The organism is Nonomuraea sp. NPDC005501, from assembly GCF_040605905.1.
In the GTDB taxonomy this organism is placed as follows: Bacteria; Actinomycetota; Actinomycetes; order Streptosporangiales; family Streptosporangiaceae; genus Nonomuraea.
The window spans coordinates 1-14,787 of the sequence record NZ_JBEXDT010000142.1 but is presented as its reverse complement, the minus strand read 5'-3'; the positions used below and the strand labels follow the sequence as shown (position 1 = coordinate 14,787).

Annotated in this window: 15 protein-coding genes; 7 read left to right on the top strand and 8 right to left on the bottom strand. The window is 69.2% G+C overall.

Annotation, left to right across the window (positions count from 1 at the left end; all coding sequences use genetic code 11):
- The first annotated feature begins 338 nt into the window (after nucleotides 1–338).
- Entirely contained in the window at nucleotides 339–536 is a 198-nt protein-coding gene (locus ABZS51_RS39785) for a hypothetical protein (protein ID WP_355452693.1), read from the top strand.
- Between the two features lie 149 nt (nucleotides 537–685).
- Here the strand turns inward: ABZS51_RS39785 and ABZS51_RS39780 are convergent, their stop codons facing one another.
- Together ABZS51_RS39780 and ABZS51_RS39775 are read right to left on the bottom strand one after the other, a co-directional pair.
- The gene (locus tag ABZS51_RS39780) at nucleotides 686–1,204 is read right to left on the bottom strand and encodes a hypothetical protein (protein ID WP_355452690.1); all 519 of its coding nucleotides are present in this window, start codon (nucleotides 1,202–1,204) and stop codon (nucleotides 686–688) included.
- Nucleotides 1,205–1,491: 287 nt separating this feature from the next.
- The gene (locus ABZS51_RS39775) at nucleotides 1,492–1,824 is read right to left on the bottom strand and encodes a hypothetical protein (protein WP_355452687.1); all 333 of its coding nucleotides are present in this window, start codon (nucleotides 1,822–1,824) and stop codon (nucleotides 1,492–1,494) included.
- Nucleotides 1,825–2,299: 475 nt separating this feature from the next.
- Between ABZS51_RS39775 and ABZS51_RS39770 the strand changes: the two genes are divergently transcribed.
- Nucleotides 2,300–2,668, top strand: a complete 369-nt coding sequence (locus tag ABZS51_RS39770; RefSeq protein ID WP_355452684.1) for a hypothetical protein — start codon at nucleotides 2,300–2,302, stop codon at nucleotides 2,666–2,668.
- A gap of 4 nt (nucleotides 2,669–2,672) precedes the next feature.
- On the opposite strand, the gene ABZS51_RS39765 is transcribed toward ABZS51_RS39770, so the two are convergent.
- From ABZS51_RS39765 to ABZS51_RS39750, 4 genes are all read right to left on the bottom strand, one after another.
- Nucleotides 2,673–3,374 (bottom strand): hypothetical protein, encoded by a 702-nt coding sequence (locus ABZS51_RS39765; RefSeq protein WP_355452681.1) that lies wholly within the window; start codon nucleotides 3,372–3,374, stop codon nucleotides 2,673–2,675.
- Between the two features lie 108 nt (nucleotides 3,375–3,482).
- Nucleotides 3,483–4,460 carry a 4-hydroxythreonine-4-phosphate dehydrogenase PdxA gene (gene pdxA / locus ABZS51_RS39760; RefSeq protein ID WP_355452678.1) on the bottom strand — a complete coding sequence of 326 codons (978 nt, stop codon included), beginning with the start codon at nucleotides 4,458–4,460 and terminating at the stop codon, nucleotides 3,483–3,485.
- Nucleotides 4,448–5,635, bottom strand: a complete 1,188-nt coding sequence (locus ABZS51_RS39755; RefSeq protein ID WP_355452675.1) for a four-carbon acid sugar kinase family protein — start codon at nucleotides 5,633–5,635, stop codon at nucleotides 4,448–4,450. Before ABZS51_RS39755 ends, pdxA begins: the two co-directional genes overlap by 13 nt.
- Complete coding sequence (locus ABZS51_RS39750) at nucleotides 5,632–6,000, bottom strand: cupin domain-containing protein (protein WP_355452672.1); 369 nt, start codon at nucleotides 5,998–6,000, stop codon at nucleotides 5,632–5,634. Before ABZS51_RS39750 ends, ABZS51_RS39755 begins: the two co-directional genes overlap by 4 nt.
- 101 nt (nucleotides 6,001–6,101) lie before the next feature.
- On the opposite strand from ABZS51_RS39750, the gene ABZS51_RS39745 reads away from it, so the two are divergent.
- Nucleotides 6,102–6,983 (top strand): LysR family transcriptional regulator, encoded by an 882-nt coding sequence (locus ABZS51_RS39745; protein WP_355452669.1) that lies wholly within the window; start codon nucleotides 6,102–6,104, stop codon nucleotides 6,981–6,983.
- A 169-nt stretch (nucleotides 6,984–7,152) separates the two neighbouring features.
- Here ABZS51_RS39745 and ABZS51_RS39740 read toward each other — a convergent pair whose 3' ends face one another.
- Entirely contained in the window at nucleotides 7,153–8,181 is a 1,029-nt protein-coding gene (locus ABZS51_RS39740; protein WP_355452666.1) for a LysR family transcriptional regulator, read from the bottom strand.
- Nucleotides 8,182–8,254: 73 nt separating this feature from the next.
- On the opposite strand from ABZS51_RS39740, the gene ABZS51_RS39735 reads away from it, so the two are divergent.
- The 3 genes from ABZS51_RS39735 to ABZS51_RS39725 all read left to right on the top strand — a co-directional run bounded on the left by ABZS51_RS39735 (nucleotide 8,255) and on the right by ABZS51_RS39725 (nucleotide 12,744).
- Nucleotides 8,255–9,172 carry a DMT family transporter gene (locus ABZS51_RS39735; RefSeq protein WP_355452663.1) on the top strand — a complete coding sequence of 306 codons (918 nt, stop codon included), beginning with the start codon at nucleotides 8,255–8,257 and terminating at the stop codon, nucleotides 9,170–9,172.
- A 279-nt stretch (nucleotides 9,173–9,451) separates the two neighbouring features.
- Nucleotides 9,452–11,884: a pentapeptide repeat-containing protein gene (locus ABZS51_RS39730; RefSeq protein WP_355452660.1), complete on the top strand. Its 2,433-nt coding sequence runs from the start codon at nucleotides 9,452–9,454 to the stop codon at nucleotides 11,882–11,884.
- A gap of 374 nt (nucleotides 11,885–12,258) precedes the next feature.
- Nucleotides 12,259–12,744 carry a MarR family transcriptional regulator gene (locus ABZS51_RS39725; RefSeq protein WP_355452657.1) on the top strand — a complete coding sequence of 162 codons (486 nt, stop codon included), beginning with the start codon at nucleotides 12,259–12,261 and terminating at the stop codon, nucleotides 12,742–12,744.
- A gap of 304 nt (nucleotides 12,745–13,048) precedes the next feature.
- Here the strand turns inward: ABZS51_RS39725 and ABZS51_RS39720 are convergent, their stop codons facing one another.
- The gene (locus ABZS51_RS39720; protein ID WP_355452654.1) at nucleotides 13,049–13,402 is read right to left on the bottom strand and encodes a helix-turn-helix domain-containing protein; all 354 of its coding nucleotides are present in this window, start codon (nucleotides 13,400–13,402) and stop codon (nucleotides 13,049–13,051) included.
- Nucleotides 13,403–13,532: 130 nt separating this feature from the next.
- On the opposite strand from ABZS51_RS39720, the gene ABZS51_RS39715 reads away from it, so the two are divergent.
- Nucleotides 13,533–14,787, top strand: a 1,255-nt coding sequence (locus ABZS51_RS39715; RefSeq protein WP_355452651.1) for an MFS transporter, incomplete at its 3' end; no start/stop codon positions are given.

Below are 14,787 nucleotides of genomic sequence, written 5' to 3'. Positions count from 1 at the left end.
TGAAGACGGCCAGGCCGATGGCGTTGCCGATGTTGAGCGCGGTGGAGGCGATGCCGTTGGCCACGCCCTGCTCGTGGGTCGCGGTGCCGGCGGCGGCCGCGATCCACATGGCGGTCCAGACGATGCCCTGGCCGAGGCCGGAGACGATGAGGCCGGGCACCAGAAGCCAGTAGGAGGCGTCGAAGCCGAGTGCCAGGACAGTGATCAGTTCAACGGGATCTTGTGGCGGTTTCGCACCGGGTCCGGCTGGCGTGACGTTCCGGAACGCTAATGGGCCGTGGTCTACGGTCTACTCCCGGTTCAACGCCTGGGCCAAAGCCGCAGTGTTCCAGGGGCTGATGGACCTGCTGATCGCCGAGGCCGCATCGCGCGGACAGGTCAGGCTGGAGCTGGTCAGTGTGGAGTCCACGATTGTGCGGGCGCATCAGGAGCCGGCCGGGCTGGCGGTCGCCGGAGAGACCCTGGAAGCACTGGAGCAGGCGCTGATCGAGGAAAAGAGGCTCTGCTTCCGGAGCAGCCGCCAGTGCTGCGGGTGATGGTATGTCGTGCTCACGCCCGGGCAAGCCGCCGACTGCCCACGATTCACCACCGTCCTGAGCAAGATCCGCGTGGCCGGGTCGGTGGGCCGGCCCCGGACCCGCGCTGCTGCGGTGGCCGCGGACAAGGCCGGCAACTCCGCTGACGATCATTGGCCTGCCGTCAGGACGTGATCACGGCGGGGTTCCCTCGCTCGAAGTCCGATCCTCATCCCTGGGTGACCTCGACGATCGGCAATGAGGCCGCGAGCGGCTCGGGACCGACGTAGTACCTTGCTGGCCTCCTCCACCTCGCTGCGTTCTTCGGTTGGCAGCTGTTCCAGCATCTCCCGCATGGTGTCTGCCACCTGCTGGAACGCGGTGATCTGGTCGGTCAGGTTGCGGACGACGAAGACGTCGACCTCCAGTGCGACCGCGGTCTTCCGGTCGGCGCGCAGGCTGCTGAGGTGCTCCTCGATCGCGAGGAGGTAGAACGGATCGGGCCGGTAGAAGCCGCAGCCGGCGCGCCAGAAGCGGATCGGGCAGCTCTGTCCGCCTGCCTTGACGTTGCTGAGCTCGACGCAGTTGCCGAACGGGACGGCGACCGAGCGCAGTTCGTAGGCAGTGGCCGAGCCGAACACTGCCGGACGGCCGTCGCAGTCGATGACGTGGCGGCTGAGCTCCTTCATCGCCGGCGGGCATTGGTCTGCTTGTCGGTGGAATGCCGAAGGTAGATGCGGTCGGCCATGCCCGATTGTGTCCCTTCCCAGGTCGGTCTCGATGGCTTCCAGGTGGTGGCGTTGCTGGCCCCGCCGTACGCGCTGATGATCTGACGGTGGAGATCTCTACGCTGCCCCGTACTGAATCGTGAGCGGCTTCTCCTGACCCATCCCGGCACCTCGAAGCCCAAATATCCGGAGCTCCGGGCCGACGGGGTCGAGCTGCACCGGAGCTGGTGGACCGGCGCCGGGAAGCCTCAGGAGCGCATGAAGTCGTTCGGCAGCGGATGCGCGGCACGCGAGGCCCTGGAGAAGATCGTCACCGAGAAGATGCGTGACGGGTACGCCGCGCTGCGTGACGTCGCCGCGACCGAGCCGGGCGACGTCGTCGTCCAGTGCGCGACGCCGGCGACCAACGGGATCGTCGCGTTCGCCCTGCACCCGGACGGCGGCACCCTCGCGGTCGCCCGCGGCATTCCTGACCGGGTCAGGCTGCAGCTCGACTCCGAGGTGCAGACCGTCGACTTACGGACCGGCGCCAGCCGGGTGGTGTACGCCGATGCGTCGCGGAACTCAGCGGTCCATGACATGGCGTTCGAACCGGATGGATCCCACCTGACGTTCACCGTCCGGAACACGAGCAGCGGGGGGACACCAGCCACACGGTGGCACTCGCCACCGGTCACGTTCAGCGCCTGCCCTGCACCCGCTTGGGGCGGGACGCCGTCGCCGGCCGGATGCTGGTGGCCGACGATCACACCTTGCGCGTGCTGGACCCGGATGGCCATTCGTGCCTCGATCTCCCGGCGGACGAGCGCTCGCGGACGAGCACCGCCGCCCTGTCTCCGTCGGGCCGGCTCGTCGGCCTTATCCACCACTCGGACAACCGCGTTACGGAGTACGACCTCGAGATCTGGGATGTCGACACCGGTCAGCGAGTGCTCCGTGCCCCGTACCCCTTCCCGACGAGAGCTGATGATGCCGTGGGCTCGGCAAACTGTGTTCGACCGGATCGAGCAGCTTCTTGTCGCGAGCGGTGAGACGTGGGGATGCTGAGGCGTCTCGGTGGAATCCGGTGCCTTGTGCTGGACGATCGAAGACAGGTTGGCTGACGTCGCGCTGTCACCCAACGGCACCCGGCTCGCCGGCGCCCGCATCCAAGGTCCGGTCATCGTTCATGACGCCGCGACCGGACAGCCGCTGGAGCCGCGCTTCGTCGTACCCGGCGAGCCATCACTCTATTACCGTACGGTTGCGTTCTCCGCCGATGGCCAGCTGCTGGCGGTCGGCGACCACCCCGGCCGCGTCACGGTGTTCCAGTTCAACGGCCTGAAGTTCACCAGGACACATCGGAGAAACCGCGGACGAGTGGGTGGCTGCCCCATCCCGGAGAACGGTCGATCCGCAGGTCAAGCGCCCTGCTACGACTCTTGAAGCGCTACAAGTCCTCTCGGGTTGCGTCCGCGGGAGTGGTATGGTCCGCGGCCTGGAGGATGATGGTGAGCTGATCGCGCAGTGTCGGCAGGTGTGGTGCGAAGGTGCCGGCCAGGGCGGCAGATCCGACGGTGAACGCGTCCACTCCGGCCTCGGCCAACCGGCGCACTCGCGAGGGACGGTCGATGTCACCGGCGACGACCAGACGGCCGGAGGTCGCCTGGCGGGCGCTGTGCACCAGGTCCAGGGGAGCGGATTCGGTGGCGCGGTAGGCCAGCAGGTCGACGCCGGCGCAACCGGCCTCCTCGAAGCGGCGGCACTGGTTGGCCACCTGCTCGGGTGTGCCGCCCAGTTGGGTCGGGTGTCCGATCGGGGTACCGGGGAACGGCAAGTATCTGACCGGCGTCCCGTCGAGCAGTTCCAGGGTCTCGCTCACCCAGGTTCCGCCCATGAGGTAGTCGACCCCCAGGTCGGCGGCCATGCGGGCCGAGTCGAGAGCTCGCTTCCGGTCGGTGCTGACCACCTCCAGGTAGCTGATCGCGCCGCTGTCCTTGATACGGCGGTGCAGGGCGGTGAGGGTGGCGGCGTCCACACCGACGTCCTTGAAGCCGAGGTGTCCCAACCGCAGATCGCCGAGCTCGTCGACCAGGCGCAGGCAGTCGGGCACGGTCTGGTCGTGGCGGGTGAGCATGAAGATGAAGTCCATGAGCCCTCCTCGGGCGCGAATGGGGAAGGCGCCGGCCGGGAGTCCGGAGCCGTTCTCGGCCCCGCGGCGCAGATCCCTGTAACGCTGCCGGCGGATCACTCGGCAGCGTCATCGCAGGCCGGCCAGTGTGCGCGCGTGATCCAGCGCGGTGAGCAGGCTGGCGTGGCTGGCCACGCCCTTGCCGGCGATGTCGAAGGCCGTGCCGTGGTCGACGCTGGTGCGCACGAACGGCAGTCCGATCGTGATGTTGACGCCGCGCTCCAAGCCCAGGTACTTGACCGGGATGAGGCCCTGGTCGTGGTACTGCGCGACCACGGCGTCGAACTCGCCGGTGCGGGCGCGCAGGAACACTGTGTCCGCGGGCCATGGGCCGCTGGCGTCGATCCCCGCCACGCGCGCCCTTTGCACGGCTGGGGCGATGATGTCCAGGTCCTCCCGACCCATCAGTCCGTTCTCGCCGGCATGCGGATTCAAGCCGGCGACGGCGATCCGGGGAGCGGTGATGCCGGCCCGGCGCAGCGCGTCATGGGTGAGCCGGATCGCCCTTCGCACGGCTTCAGGGGTGATCGAGTCGATGGCGTCGCGCAACGCATGGTGGATCGTGACGAGCACGACGCGCAGCTCGTCGTTGGCCATCATCATGGCGTACTCGTCGGCGCCACTGAGTTCGGCCAGGATCTCGGTGTGCCCCGGGTAGGAGTGGCCGCCCAGCCGCAGTGCCTCCTTGTTGATGGGGGCGGTGACCAGAGCGGCGATCTGATCGTCGCGGGCGAGTTCGACGCCCTTGGCGACGTACCGGTAGGCCGCTTTCCCGGCCCGGCCGTCGACGCGCCCCCAGGGCAGGTCGTGCGGCATGGCCGTCTCGGCCAGGACCTGCGCGACGCCGGTGGCATCGGCGCAGTCCTGGGCCGACGCCACGGTGCGGATGGGAACGTCGAGCCCGCTCGACGCCCGTGCGCGGGTGAGCACGCCCGCGTCTCCGATGATGAGGACGGGTACGTCACACCGCCGGTCGGCGACGAGTTTGAGGGCGATCTCTGGTCCGATGCCGGCCGGATCTCCCATCGAGACGCCTATGGGGCGCACGGGTCCTCCGCTGGGGCAGATGTGGTGAGCAGGTCGGTGAGGCGGGCAAGGGTGTCGAGGTCGCCGAAACCGCCCGCCTTGAAGGCGACAGGAAACCGCCAGGGATGGTCGACCACGCCCAGCGGCACGCCGGGTTCGGCCTGTCCGGCCAGCCGGACGGCCCGGACGGCGAGAGCGTCCAGCACGGTCCTGGCGGTCTCTCCGCCGGTGAGGACCAAAGCGTCGAAGGCGCGGCGCGTGGCGAGCAGGGAGACCACGGCGGCCAGCGCCGCAGGCACCGAACCTGTGGCGGCCCAGTCCGCCGGGCCGTGCAGCAGGGCGGCGCCGCAGCCGGCCAGCTCTCGCTCGGCCCATTGGGCGGCATGGGCGGGATGGGCGGCGGTTACCGGCACCATCGCGCCGGCGCCGAGTGCGCCCAGCCGTTCGGCCTGTCCCCGGCTGGCCGGATGCAGGCTGCCGACCACCGTCAGCACGCGGGATCGGGTCGAGAGCCGTCGCATCGGACACGTCCGTCCGGGGTGCCGGCCGGGTGCCAGGTGGCGAGCCAGCGCCTCGGCCAGCCCTGGTGAGCCGACCCAGAGCACCTCCCGCGGCCGGTCGACGGCGGCCACGATCTCATCGAGATCGCGGTCGCTGACGGCGTCGGCGACGACGTACCGCGCCCGCCCGGCCAGCCCGGCGAGATGGCCGGACCCGTCGGCCAGAACGGCTCCCGGGACGATCCGGGTCAGGTCGGCGTCCCGGACGGGATGACCGGGGTCCTGGGCGAACGCCGTCCGGTGGACCGGGACGCCCGCCAGATGCTGCACCCCGCCCACCGTGCTGCGTCCCTCGGCGGGGAAGGCGGGGGCGATCACCGCGGTGGCCCGGCCGCCGGCCGACAGCGCGGCGGCGATCTCCGCCGCCAGATGTCCGCGTGCGGTCGAGTCCACGGTCTTGACCAGGACATCCGCGCCGGTCAGCTGCCGGACCACCCGGGTGACGCGGGCCGCGGCGTCCGCTGCGGGCAGCGCGCGGGTGTCGCAGTCGACCGCCATGACCGTCCCGGCCGGGGGCATGACGGCGGCCCCGAGGCTGATCCACGCCGGGAACCCCGCCAGGTGGAACGGCGCGGCTGCGTCACCGGCGCTCGTCAGGTCATCGGCCACCACCGCGATGCTCGGGAGTGTCCTCATGAGTGTTCGATACGACCCAGGTCAGTCACGGTCCGCTCGTTGCGCACGTTACCGGTGTTGACGGTGGTCGCGGGCTCCAGCAGCAACACCTCGCAATTCGGCTCGGCCACCGGGCAGTGCTCCGTGCCACGCGGCACGATGAGGAACTCCCCGGGCTCCACCACGATGTCGCCCTCGCGTAGGCGCATCCGCAGCCTGCCCCGCAGCACCAGGAACAGTTCGTCCTCGTGCTCATGGTGGTGCCAGACGAACTCGCCCTCGAACTTGGCGAGCTTGACCTCCATGTCGTTGACGGCACCGGCCACTTTCGGGCTCCAGGTGTCGTCGAAGGAGGAGAAGGCTTCGGCAAGGCTGATCTTCTGCATGGCGGTCCTCGCAGTAATTCGTTACCTGAAATCACTCTAACCATGAATATGACCACTAAAAAGCGACAAACCCGCACACTGTCAGTGATAATTTCTCACACATGTCATGGAGTGACCTGCCGCCACTCGGACCGCTGGTGGCCTTCGAGGCAACGGTGCGGCACGGCAGCGTGAGCAAGGCCGCCGCCGAACTGCACCTCACCCACGGCGCCGTCAGCAGACAGATCCAGCAACTGGAGCGCGCATTGGGCGTGACCCTGTTCGAGCGGCGCAATCGGGCAGTGGTACCGACCCCGGCCGCACGGACCTTCGTCCAGAGCGTCGACGACGCCCTGAACCTGCTCAGCGCGGCCGCCCGGCAGGCGCGTGCGACCACCCGGCCCGCCCTCCTGGTGTTGTCCTGCGAGCCGACCCTGCTGATGCGCTGGCTGATCCCCCGGCTACCCGCCCTGACCGCCGCCGCCCCCGGCCTGAACTTGCATCTGGTCGCCTCGGGCGGACCAGTCGCCTTCGAACGGGAGGGCATCGACGTCGCCATCCGCCGAAACGACTTCGACATCCCGGGCGGCCTGACGACCTTTGAACTCTTCGACGAATCGGTCGGCCCCGTCTGCACACCCGAACTGGGCCACCGCCTGTCCCGTCCGGAAGACCTGACGCGCCTGCCGAGACTGCACACCAGCACCCGGCCCTCAGCCTGGGCGGACTGGGCGAAGAACTACCCCACGCCCCTTCCACCCGCACCTGAACAGACCTTCGAGCACTTCTACCTGAGCCTGCAGGCCGCGGCCAGCGGGCTCGGCGTGGCCATTGGGCCGCGGGCCCTGGTCCACGACGATCTGGAGGCCGGCCGGCTGACAGCGCCGCTCGGCTTCCGTCCCGACGGCAGCACTTATCTGCTGATGACGCCCCTGCCCGCTCGCGACGACCGCGTGACCGCGCTGGTGTCCTGGCTGCGCGAACAGGCGCAAGGCAACACCTGACGCCATGCGCCGACGGCGACCTGGTCGATCACACGACCCGTGAAGAAGCCTCCGCCTCAACTGCTCGAGGCGGCGCTTCGCGGACGGCGGTCTGGCGCGCCCTTGTAGCTGCCGCTGATCCCATCTCATGGGCGCACCCTTCAACGCCACCACGTGAAGCGCCGGCTCTTTACTCGTGACGCTCTCTTCCCTGCTGGAAGGCCGCTCCCATGGACGGGGCGGCGTCGACGTTGTCGAGGGCGGAGGCCACGCACCGAGCCTCGGCTCTGTCGTCCGCTGTGTCCGTCACGTCCGCTGCGGCGCTGCGGATTGCCTCCAGTACGAGCGCGACCCGTGGCAGGCGGGCGTCGCCGGTCCGGGTGTAGGCCGCCACCGTGCGGTCGACGGGTTCCGCCAGCGGGTGAAGGCTGATCCCCTCGGCGTCGCTGGGCAGTGCCATGCGGGGGATGAGTGCCATCCCGGCCTCGGCGGCCACCAGCGCGCTCAACACGGAGAAGTCGTTGGCGGTCACGATGGGACGGGGCACGAAACCGGCGGCGCCACAGGCCCGGCGGGTCATCTCGTGACAGGAGGTCTCGGTGCCGGGCATCAGCCAGTGCTCGTGCGCGAAGTCGGCCAGGTGTACTGACTGCCCATGGCTCAGCCCGCGGCGGGAGGCCAGGGCGGTGGGCATGGCCAGCAACACGGGCTCGTCCATGAGGTGGTGCTGCCGGCATCCGGGCGGTAGTTCACGCGGCAGCAGGCTGTAGGCGTGGACGATCGCGATGTCGACCTCCCGGCGGCGCAGCGCCTCGGCCGCCGGGTCGGGCTCGCACTCGGTGATGCGCAACTCCGGCGTGGGTGCGTGGTCAGCCGACATCCGGCGCCACAGGCGGGGCATCAGCACCCGGGCGGCCGAGGAGAACACCGCCAGCCGGACCAGGCCCTGGCCGCCCTCCTGGAGCGCACGCAGGTCGGCCTCGACGGTGGCGATCTGACCGAGGATGACCTCGGCGTGCTCGGCCAGCAGGCTGCCTGCCGGTGTGAGCCGCAACCGCCGTCCCTGTTTTTCCAGCAGCGGCAGCCCAGCCTCGCGTTCCAGCGCGGCCAGTTGCTGTGACACCGCCGGTCCGCTGAGGTGCCGGGCCTCGGCCGTCGCTGTCACGGTGCCGTAAATCTGCAGGTCACGCAGTAGGCGAAGGCGACGGAGGTCCAACATGTAAGCACACCTTCTTGATTTAGGAGGAAACTGTAACTGGACCTTTATGATCATAGGTTGAATGCTGCGGGGGGTGAAGCAACCGATCTCGCTGCGCCTGACGTCCCTGATCTCGACGGTTGTGCTCTGGGCGTCGGCCTTCCCTGCCATCCGGGTCGGCGTCGACGGCCTGGGTGTCGGCGGGCTGTCGTTCTGGCGGCTGGCGGTCGCCTCTGTCGCGCTGGCCGTGGTCAGCCCGATCCTGCGGGTCCGGCTGCCGCACCGACGCGACCTTCCGCTGATCGCGCTGTGCGCATTCACCGGGATGAGCGCCTATCAGGTGCTGCTCAACTGGGGTGAGGTGCACGTCCCGGCCGGTACGGCCAGCCTGCTCATCGCCACCGCGCCGGTGTTCAGCGTGCTGCTCGCCTCGATCTTCCTCGGCGAACGCCTCTCGGCGACCATCGTGGCCGGCACTGTCACGGCCCTTGCCGGCGTGGCGCTCATCGCCTACGCCGCCGGCTCCGCGCAGGTCACCACCAGCGCGCTGGTGATCCTCGCGGCGGCTGTCGTCCAAGGCGTCTACCATTTCGCCACCAAGCCGCTGCTGAAGCGGTATACGGGTCTGGAGGTCGCCTGCTACGCGATGTGGGCGGGCACGCTGTTTCTGACCCCGCTGGCGCCCGGTGCCGTGCACGACCTGCTCCAGGCCCCGGCCGATGCCGCCGTGTCCACCCTCTACCTAGGCCTGCTTCCATCCGCGCTCGGCTTCGTCACCTGGGGGTACGCGGTCGCCCGGTACACCATCGCGCAGTCCACGGCAGCCCTGTACCTGGTCCCGCCGCTCGCCATCGGGGTGGCGTTCGTGTGGCTGGGAGAGATACCGGGCCCGGTCGAACTCGTCGGCGGACTGATCAGCATGGTCGGCGTCCTCCTGATCCACCGGCACACGGCACGTTCGGCCGCTGTTCCGGAGCCACCCTCCCCCCTCCTCGACAAGGCCGAGAAGTAATCGGCGGACGGACAACGCCTGCCGCGTCGGCGCACGACCACGATGCGCGACGGCGGTAGCGGATTACATCGTGGCGGCATCTCGTCAGGCCGCACATGACGATGAAGCCGCCGCCACCGACAGCGGCCCAGGTGGCAAACGCCCCAGGGCACCATGACGCCTCCATCCTGGACGGACAGCGCGGTGATCAGTCGCTGCCTCTGTCCATCGAGTCGATGGGGCTTGATCGATCAAATTCGCCATATCTGCTGGAGGACGATTGTGAATGCAGAAGCGGACATGAGCCCCGAGGTGCGACGGCTCGGATCGCCTGGCCTGGCCAGAGAGTCCGACGTGCGGACCGCGCTGACCATGCTTGCCGTAGGTCCGGGCGGGCTGGTGATCACTGGTGGGGCGGGGATGGGCAAGAGCGCCCTGGCTCGCCAGATGGTCGGGCGGCTTCGGGCCGATGGCTGGGCGGTAACCGCCATGGTGGGCAGATGGTCTCCGCGAACGCTGTTCCGAGGCGTCACAGAAGCTGCCTCAGGTTGGGGCGAGGAGCTCTCCCCGGAACAAGCGCGCACGATAGGGGCCACCGGTCTGGCTCCGTCGGACGATGCCATGTTGGACATGACCTGCCGGCTGTTGAAGAGCTTCCCTCTTGTCCTGCTCTTCGATGACCTGAGTCAGAACCTGGGCGGCACGGGTTTCCTGGATCCCGGCTTCGGCGAGGTGTTCGACCGGCTGTGCCAGGCCGCCGTTCGGGGCCGGGTCCTGGTGACCAGCCGGATGCCGCTACCGCCGTCGGCCACGGACAACCGCCTCGGTGTCCTACGGCTGGACCCTCTGGACCTCACCGCGGGAACCGCGCTTGCAGCAGGGCTGCCCCTCCTGTCCACCGTGGATCCGGTCACCCGCGAGCGAGTGGTCCGCTCGACCGCGGCGCATCCACGATCCCTGCAACTGGTCGACGCCTGGCTGTCGGCGAACCCCGAGGGTGTGCGGGCGCGGCTCGCGGCCGTGACACCGGGGGCCGTACCGCTCGACCTCATCATGGCCGAGCTGACAGGGCAACAGCGAGAGACCCTGCTCCAGGCCGCGATCGCCACCGTCCCTGTCACCGCATACGACCTGGCCGTCGCCTGCGACACCCGCGAGCCGGACCGCAGGCAGCGCCCCAAGCCCAAGCGGGCGGCGCTCACGGGCGTGCAAGCCACCGCGACCCGGCTCGCCGAGCTCGGACTGCTCCACGCATGGGAGAGGTGGGACGGCGAAATCGTCTACGTCGCCGACCGCTGGATCGCGGAGCAGCTGGCGCCGTATCAGGGCCCGGCGCTCGCCGACCGTCACGAACGTGCCCTGAACATGCACTACAGCCGGACACACGAGGGCGGCACGTTCGACGACTACGTCGCGGTCTGCCGCCACCTCGTGGCGGTCCAGGGGACAAGTGACCTTACGGGCTTCGCCCTCGCCGTGGTCAAGAGCCTGGAGACCGACTTCGAGTACGCAGGGATGGCGCTGCTGGGCGAGATTCTGCCGTCCATACCGGCGGGTTACGAAGGTCCCATCCGTGACCACCTGGTCGCCATGCTGATCCGGCACAACTTCCCGCGCGCCGCACGCGAGGTGGCCGAACGATCGCTGGCCGCCGTCAAGGAGTGGGCCGCCGCGCACCCGCAGCGGGACGAGGCCAGGTTCTGCCTCGGCGCCGCGTACGACACCTGCGGCCAGGCCCGGCTCGCCGACGGCCGGCCGGTGGCGGCCGAGGCCGTGCTCACGGTCGCCGTGGACATCTACCACGAGCTTGCAGCTGAGCACCCGACCTTCATGGAGGCAGACCAGCGGCTCGCAGGCTCATTACAGCATCTCGGCGAGGTGTACCGCGCGCTCGACCTGACAGAGCACAAGGACAAGGAATACGAGACCTGGGCCGAATGCGCGCAGATCCGTACCCGGCTCTTCCAGGCGAGTATGAGCCCAGAAACGGCACTGCAGGCGGGGCTGGCCTTCCAACGCCTCGCTGACCTGGCCAAGAGCGATGGCGATCGGGACAACGCGCTGAAACTGCTGAGCACTCGTCTCGCGATGACGGAGGCGATGGCGGAGATGTATCCGTACGAGGAGGAACTCGCCGTAGAACTCGCCAGCGCGAGGGAGGATGTCGCCGCCCTCACCGCACATGTCGCCTCCACCACCGGCGATCCTGAGCCGGTGGAGCGTCTCAACGGGGAGGTCGGAGTGGCAACGGCACCGGAAACGTCGCAGGTCATCGGGATCCTGAGGCAGGGGCCGTTCGCATTCAATCAGTGGCGCGCCGACAACGCGGAGGTGGGACTCGATCTTTCCGGCGCCGATCTGCGCGGACTGGAGCTCGACAAGATGGTCTTCGCCGGTGCCAACCTCGCGGGCGCGGATCTGTCGCACGTGTCCGCACGCGGCGCTGTCTTCTCCGGCGCCGACCTGACCGACACCAACCTGGCCGGCGCCGACCTTACCGGGGCGGGGTTCGGCTACAGCGAGATGGTCAACGCGACCATCGCCTTCACCCGGCTGGGCAGTGCGATGATCCAGCCCGCGACCTTGACCGGCGCAGTCTTCACCGGTGCAATCCTCGACCAGACGTCGTTCCGTGAGTGTGACCTGACCAGCGTCGACCTGCGCGGATGTGACCTGAGCAGGCTGGATCTCAAGCGCTCCAGCCTGGATGGCGCGATCACCGATACGCCGTAGCCCCGCGTGTAGGCCGGTATCCCGGCACCGGTCGGCTGCCGCCAAGCCAGGCAGATTCAGGCGGCGGTCGGTCCGCAGCTGGATCTCGCCATGCGGGCTCATGTTCGAATGGAGAATCGGCGTCAGGCGGAGCCCAGGGCGTTGATCAATCCCGCGAGGCCATGGGTCGGTCCGGTGGTGGTGCGGCCGACGCCCACTTCCACGGTGACGTGCAGGACGCTCGCCGCATCGGGTGTGGCTCCCCAGTTGGATCCGTTGCGCGATTGTCGGGGTGGCACGGGCCTCCTGAGATCGAGGGCTCATGCGCTTGCATCCAGTTCTCCCATGCGAGATATTTGGTTTGGCAAACCAACCATCTCGGAGACGGTGTGAGGATGGAACACGTGTCGGCCGGCAAGGACGGTCTCTCCCGCTCGCAGCGTGAGGCCGTCGACGGAGTGGCGGAAGCGCTGGCCACGGTTGGCAACTGGATGTTCTCTCCCGCCACGCGACGCAAGATCATGGGCTCCTCCGGGCTGGAGCTGTCCTTGGGCGACTACACCCTGCTCGCCCAGGTGTCGCTGCACGCGCCGGTGCGGCTGTCGATCCTGGCGGAGCTGATGGAGGTGGACAAGTCCACCCTGTCACCGCCGGCCAAACGCCTGGAGTCACGCGGCTTCATCGAGCGGCGGCCCGATCCGGCCGATGCCCGGGCACAACTGGTGAGCGTCACGCGGGCGGGGAAGCTCGCCATCAGCAAACTCTGGAAGGCGCGCACGGCAGCCGTCGCCGCCCTACTGGCGGGCTGGGAGCCGGCTGACATCGAGCTACTGGCCGCGAGCCTTGGCGCGCTCAGCGAAGCGATCAAGAAAGGGCAATGAGCCCGTCACGGTTCCGTCGCCCCGTCCGCGCCGGGACGTAGACCCGCGGCCACGGAGAAGTCCGGCCACGTAGCCCGGACACAGAGAAGTCCGGTGCCGCCGCTGCTCCACACCCTCTCGGCTCGTGGCATCGTGCTGCCGCATGCCTGAAGACGGCGCCGAAACACTCGGGCTCGTCCAGGAATGAGATTTGGTCGGCCGCGACACCCAGGCTCAGGGCACTGTGCCGGGGTTCGGCGGCTCAATGGCTGCCGCTGGTTCTTTGATGATTAGGCCGGGCGTGAAGAGGAGGGGGGCCGGCTGGTCAGGTGGCCAATCCGGTGCGGTCACTGCGATCGAGGGCGGCGTCGGTGCGGGCGCCGGACAGGATGGCGTCGAGCAGCCCGGGATAGCGGGCATCCAGGTCCTCTCGGCGCAGGACGAGCAGGTTCTCCCTGCCTGCGGGCCGCTGCCAGATCACGCCGCTGTCGCGCAGCACCCGCCAGTGGTGTGTCATCGTCGACTTCGCGGTGATTCCCAGCGTGTTCAGCACGCTGGTGCAGTTGTGCTCGCCGCCCGCGTCGAGGATGCGTACGGCGGCCAGGCGCACGCCGTTCCCCAGCGCCGACAGCACGTCTTCGATCCGGATCTGTTCGCGGTCGGGATGACGGAAGGCCATGGTCCAACTGTACCGCGACTTTCGAACGATTCTTGTGGCATAGTTCGACTGTACGTAGATACTCGTACAGTCGCTGCTGTGGGGCGCGCTTCCGCATGCCCGCCACCCGGCTCTCTCCGAAGGGCGATCCATGTCCACACAGTCCCTGGGCGACGCCAGGCCGCGACTCGGCCTGACCCTGGCGTTGCTCGCCCTGGCCCAGCTCATCTACGCGCTCGACCTGAACATCGTGTTCGTCGCGCTCCCCCAGATCGGTGCCGACCTCGGCTTCCCCGGCCAGACCCAGCAACTCGTGGTCAGCGCGTACGTCGTCTTCGCCGGCGGCTTCCTGCTGTTCGGCGGCCGGGCCGCCGACCTGCTCGGCCGCCGCCGCATCTTCGTGCTCGCCCTGACCCTGTACGCCGTCTCCTCGCTGGCCGGCGGGCTGGCCACAAGCCCCGCCGTCATCATCGCCGCCCGCGCCATCCAGGGCATCGGCGGCGCGCTGCTGCTGCCCTCCACACTGGCACTGCTCAACAGCCTGTTCGCCGAGGGTCCGCAGCGCAACCGGGCGCTGGCGGTCTGGGGCGGCGCCGGCGCCAGCGGCCTGACCATCGGCGCCCTGCTCGGCGGCCTGCTCACCCAGCACTTCGGCTGGCCCGCCGTCTTCTTCGTCAACGTCCCCCTGGCCGGGCTGGTCGCGCTGGCCGCCCTGGCCGTCATCCCCCGCGACCCCGCCAGGGGGGAGCGGCGCAGGTTCGACATCCCCGGCGCGCTCAGCGTCACCGGCGGATCGACCCTGCTGGTCTTCGCCTTGGTCGAGGGGCCCGAGCTAGGCTGGGGCAGCCTCCCGGTGGCCGGCGCCTTCGTGCTGGCCGCCGCACTGCTGGTGGTCTTCGCGCTGGTCGAGGCGCGCAGTGCCGACCCGCTCATGCCCTTCCGGCTGTTCCGCAACCGCAGCCTGACCGTCGGCATGCTGGTGACCTTCATCTACATGGCCACCTTCGGTGTCCTGCCCTACTTCCTCACCGTGCTGATGCAGAGCATCCACGGTTACAGCGCCCTGCAGACCGGGCTCGCCTTCCTCATCCCCTCGCTGGCCATCGCCGCCGGCACCCAGGCAGGCGAGCGGCTGGCCACCCGGATCGGCACCCGCGCCTCCCTGCTGATCGGCTTCGCCATCGGTGTGCCCGGCACCGCCGTCCTGGCACTCGGCTTCGACGCCGACGCCTCCTACTGGCTTCTGGTGCCCGGCCTCATCGTCTCCGGCCTCGGCCAGGGCATCGTCTGGACCGCCATGTGGATCGCGGCCGCCACCGGCACCGCGACCCACGAGCAGGGCGTGGCCAACGGCATCGCCTCCACCGCGCTCAACATCGGCAACGCCATCGGCCTGGCCGTCTTCG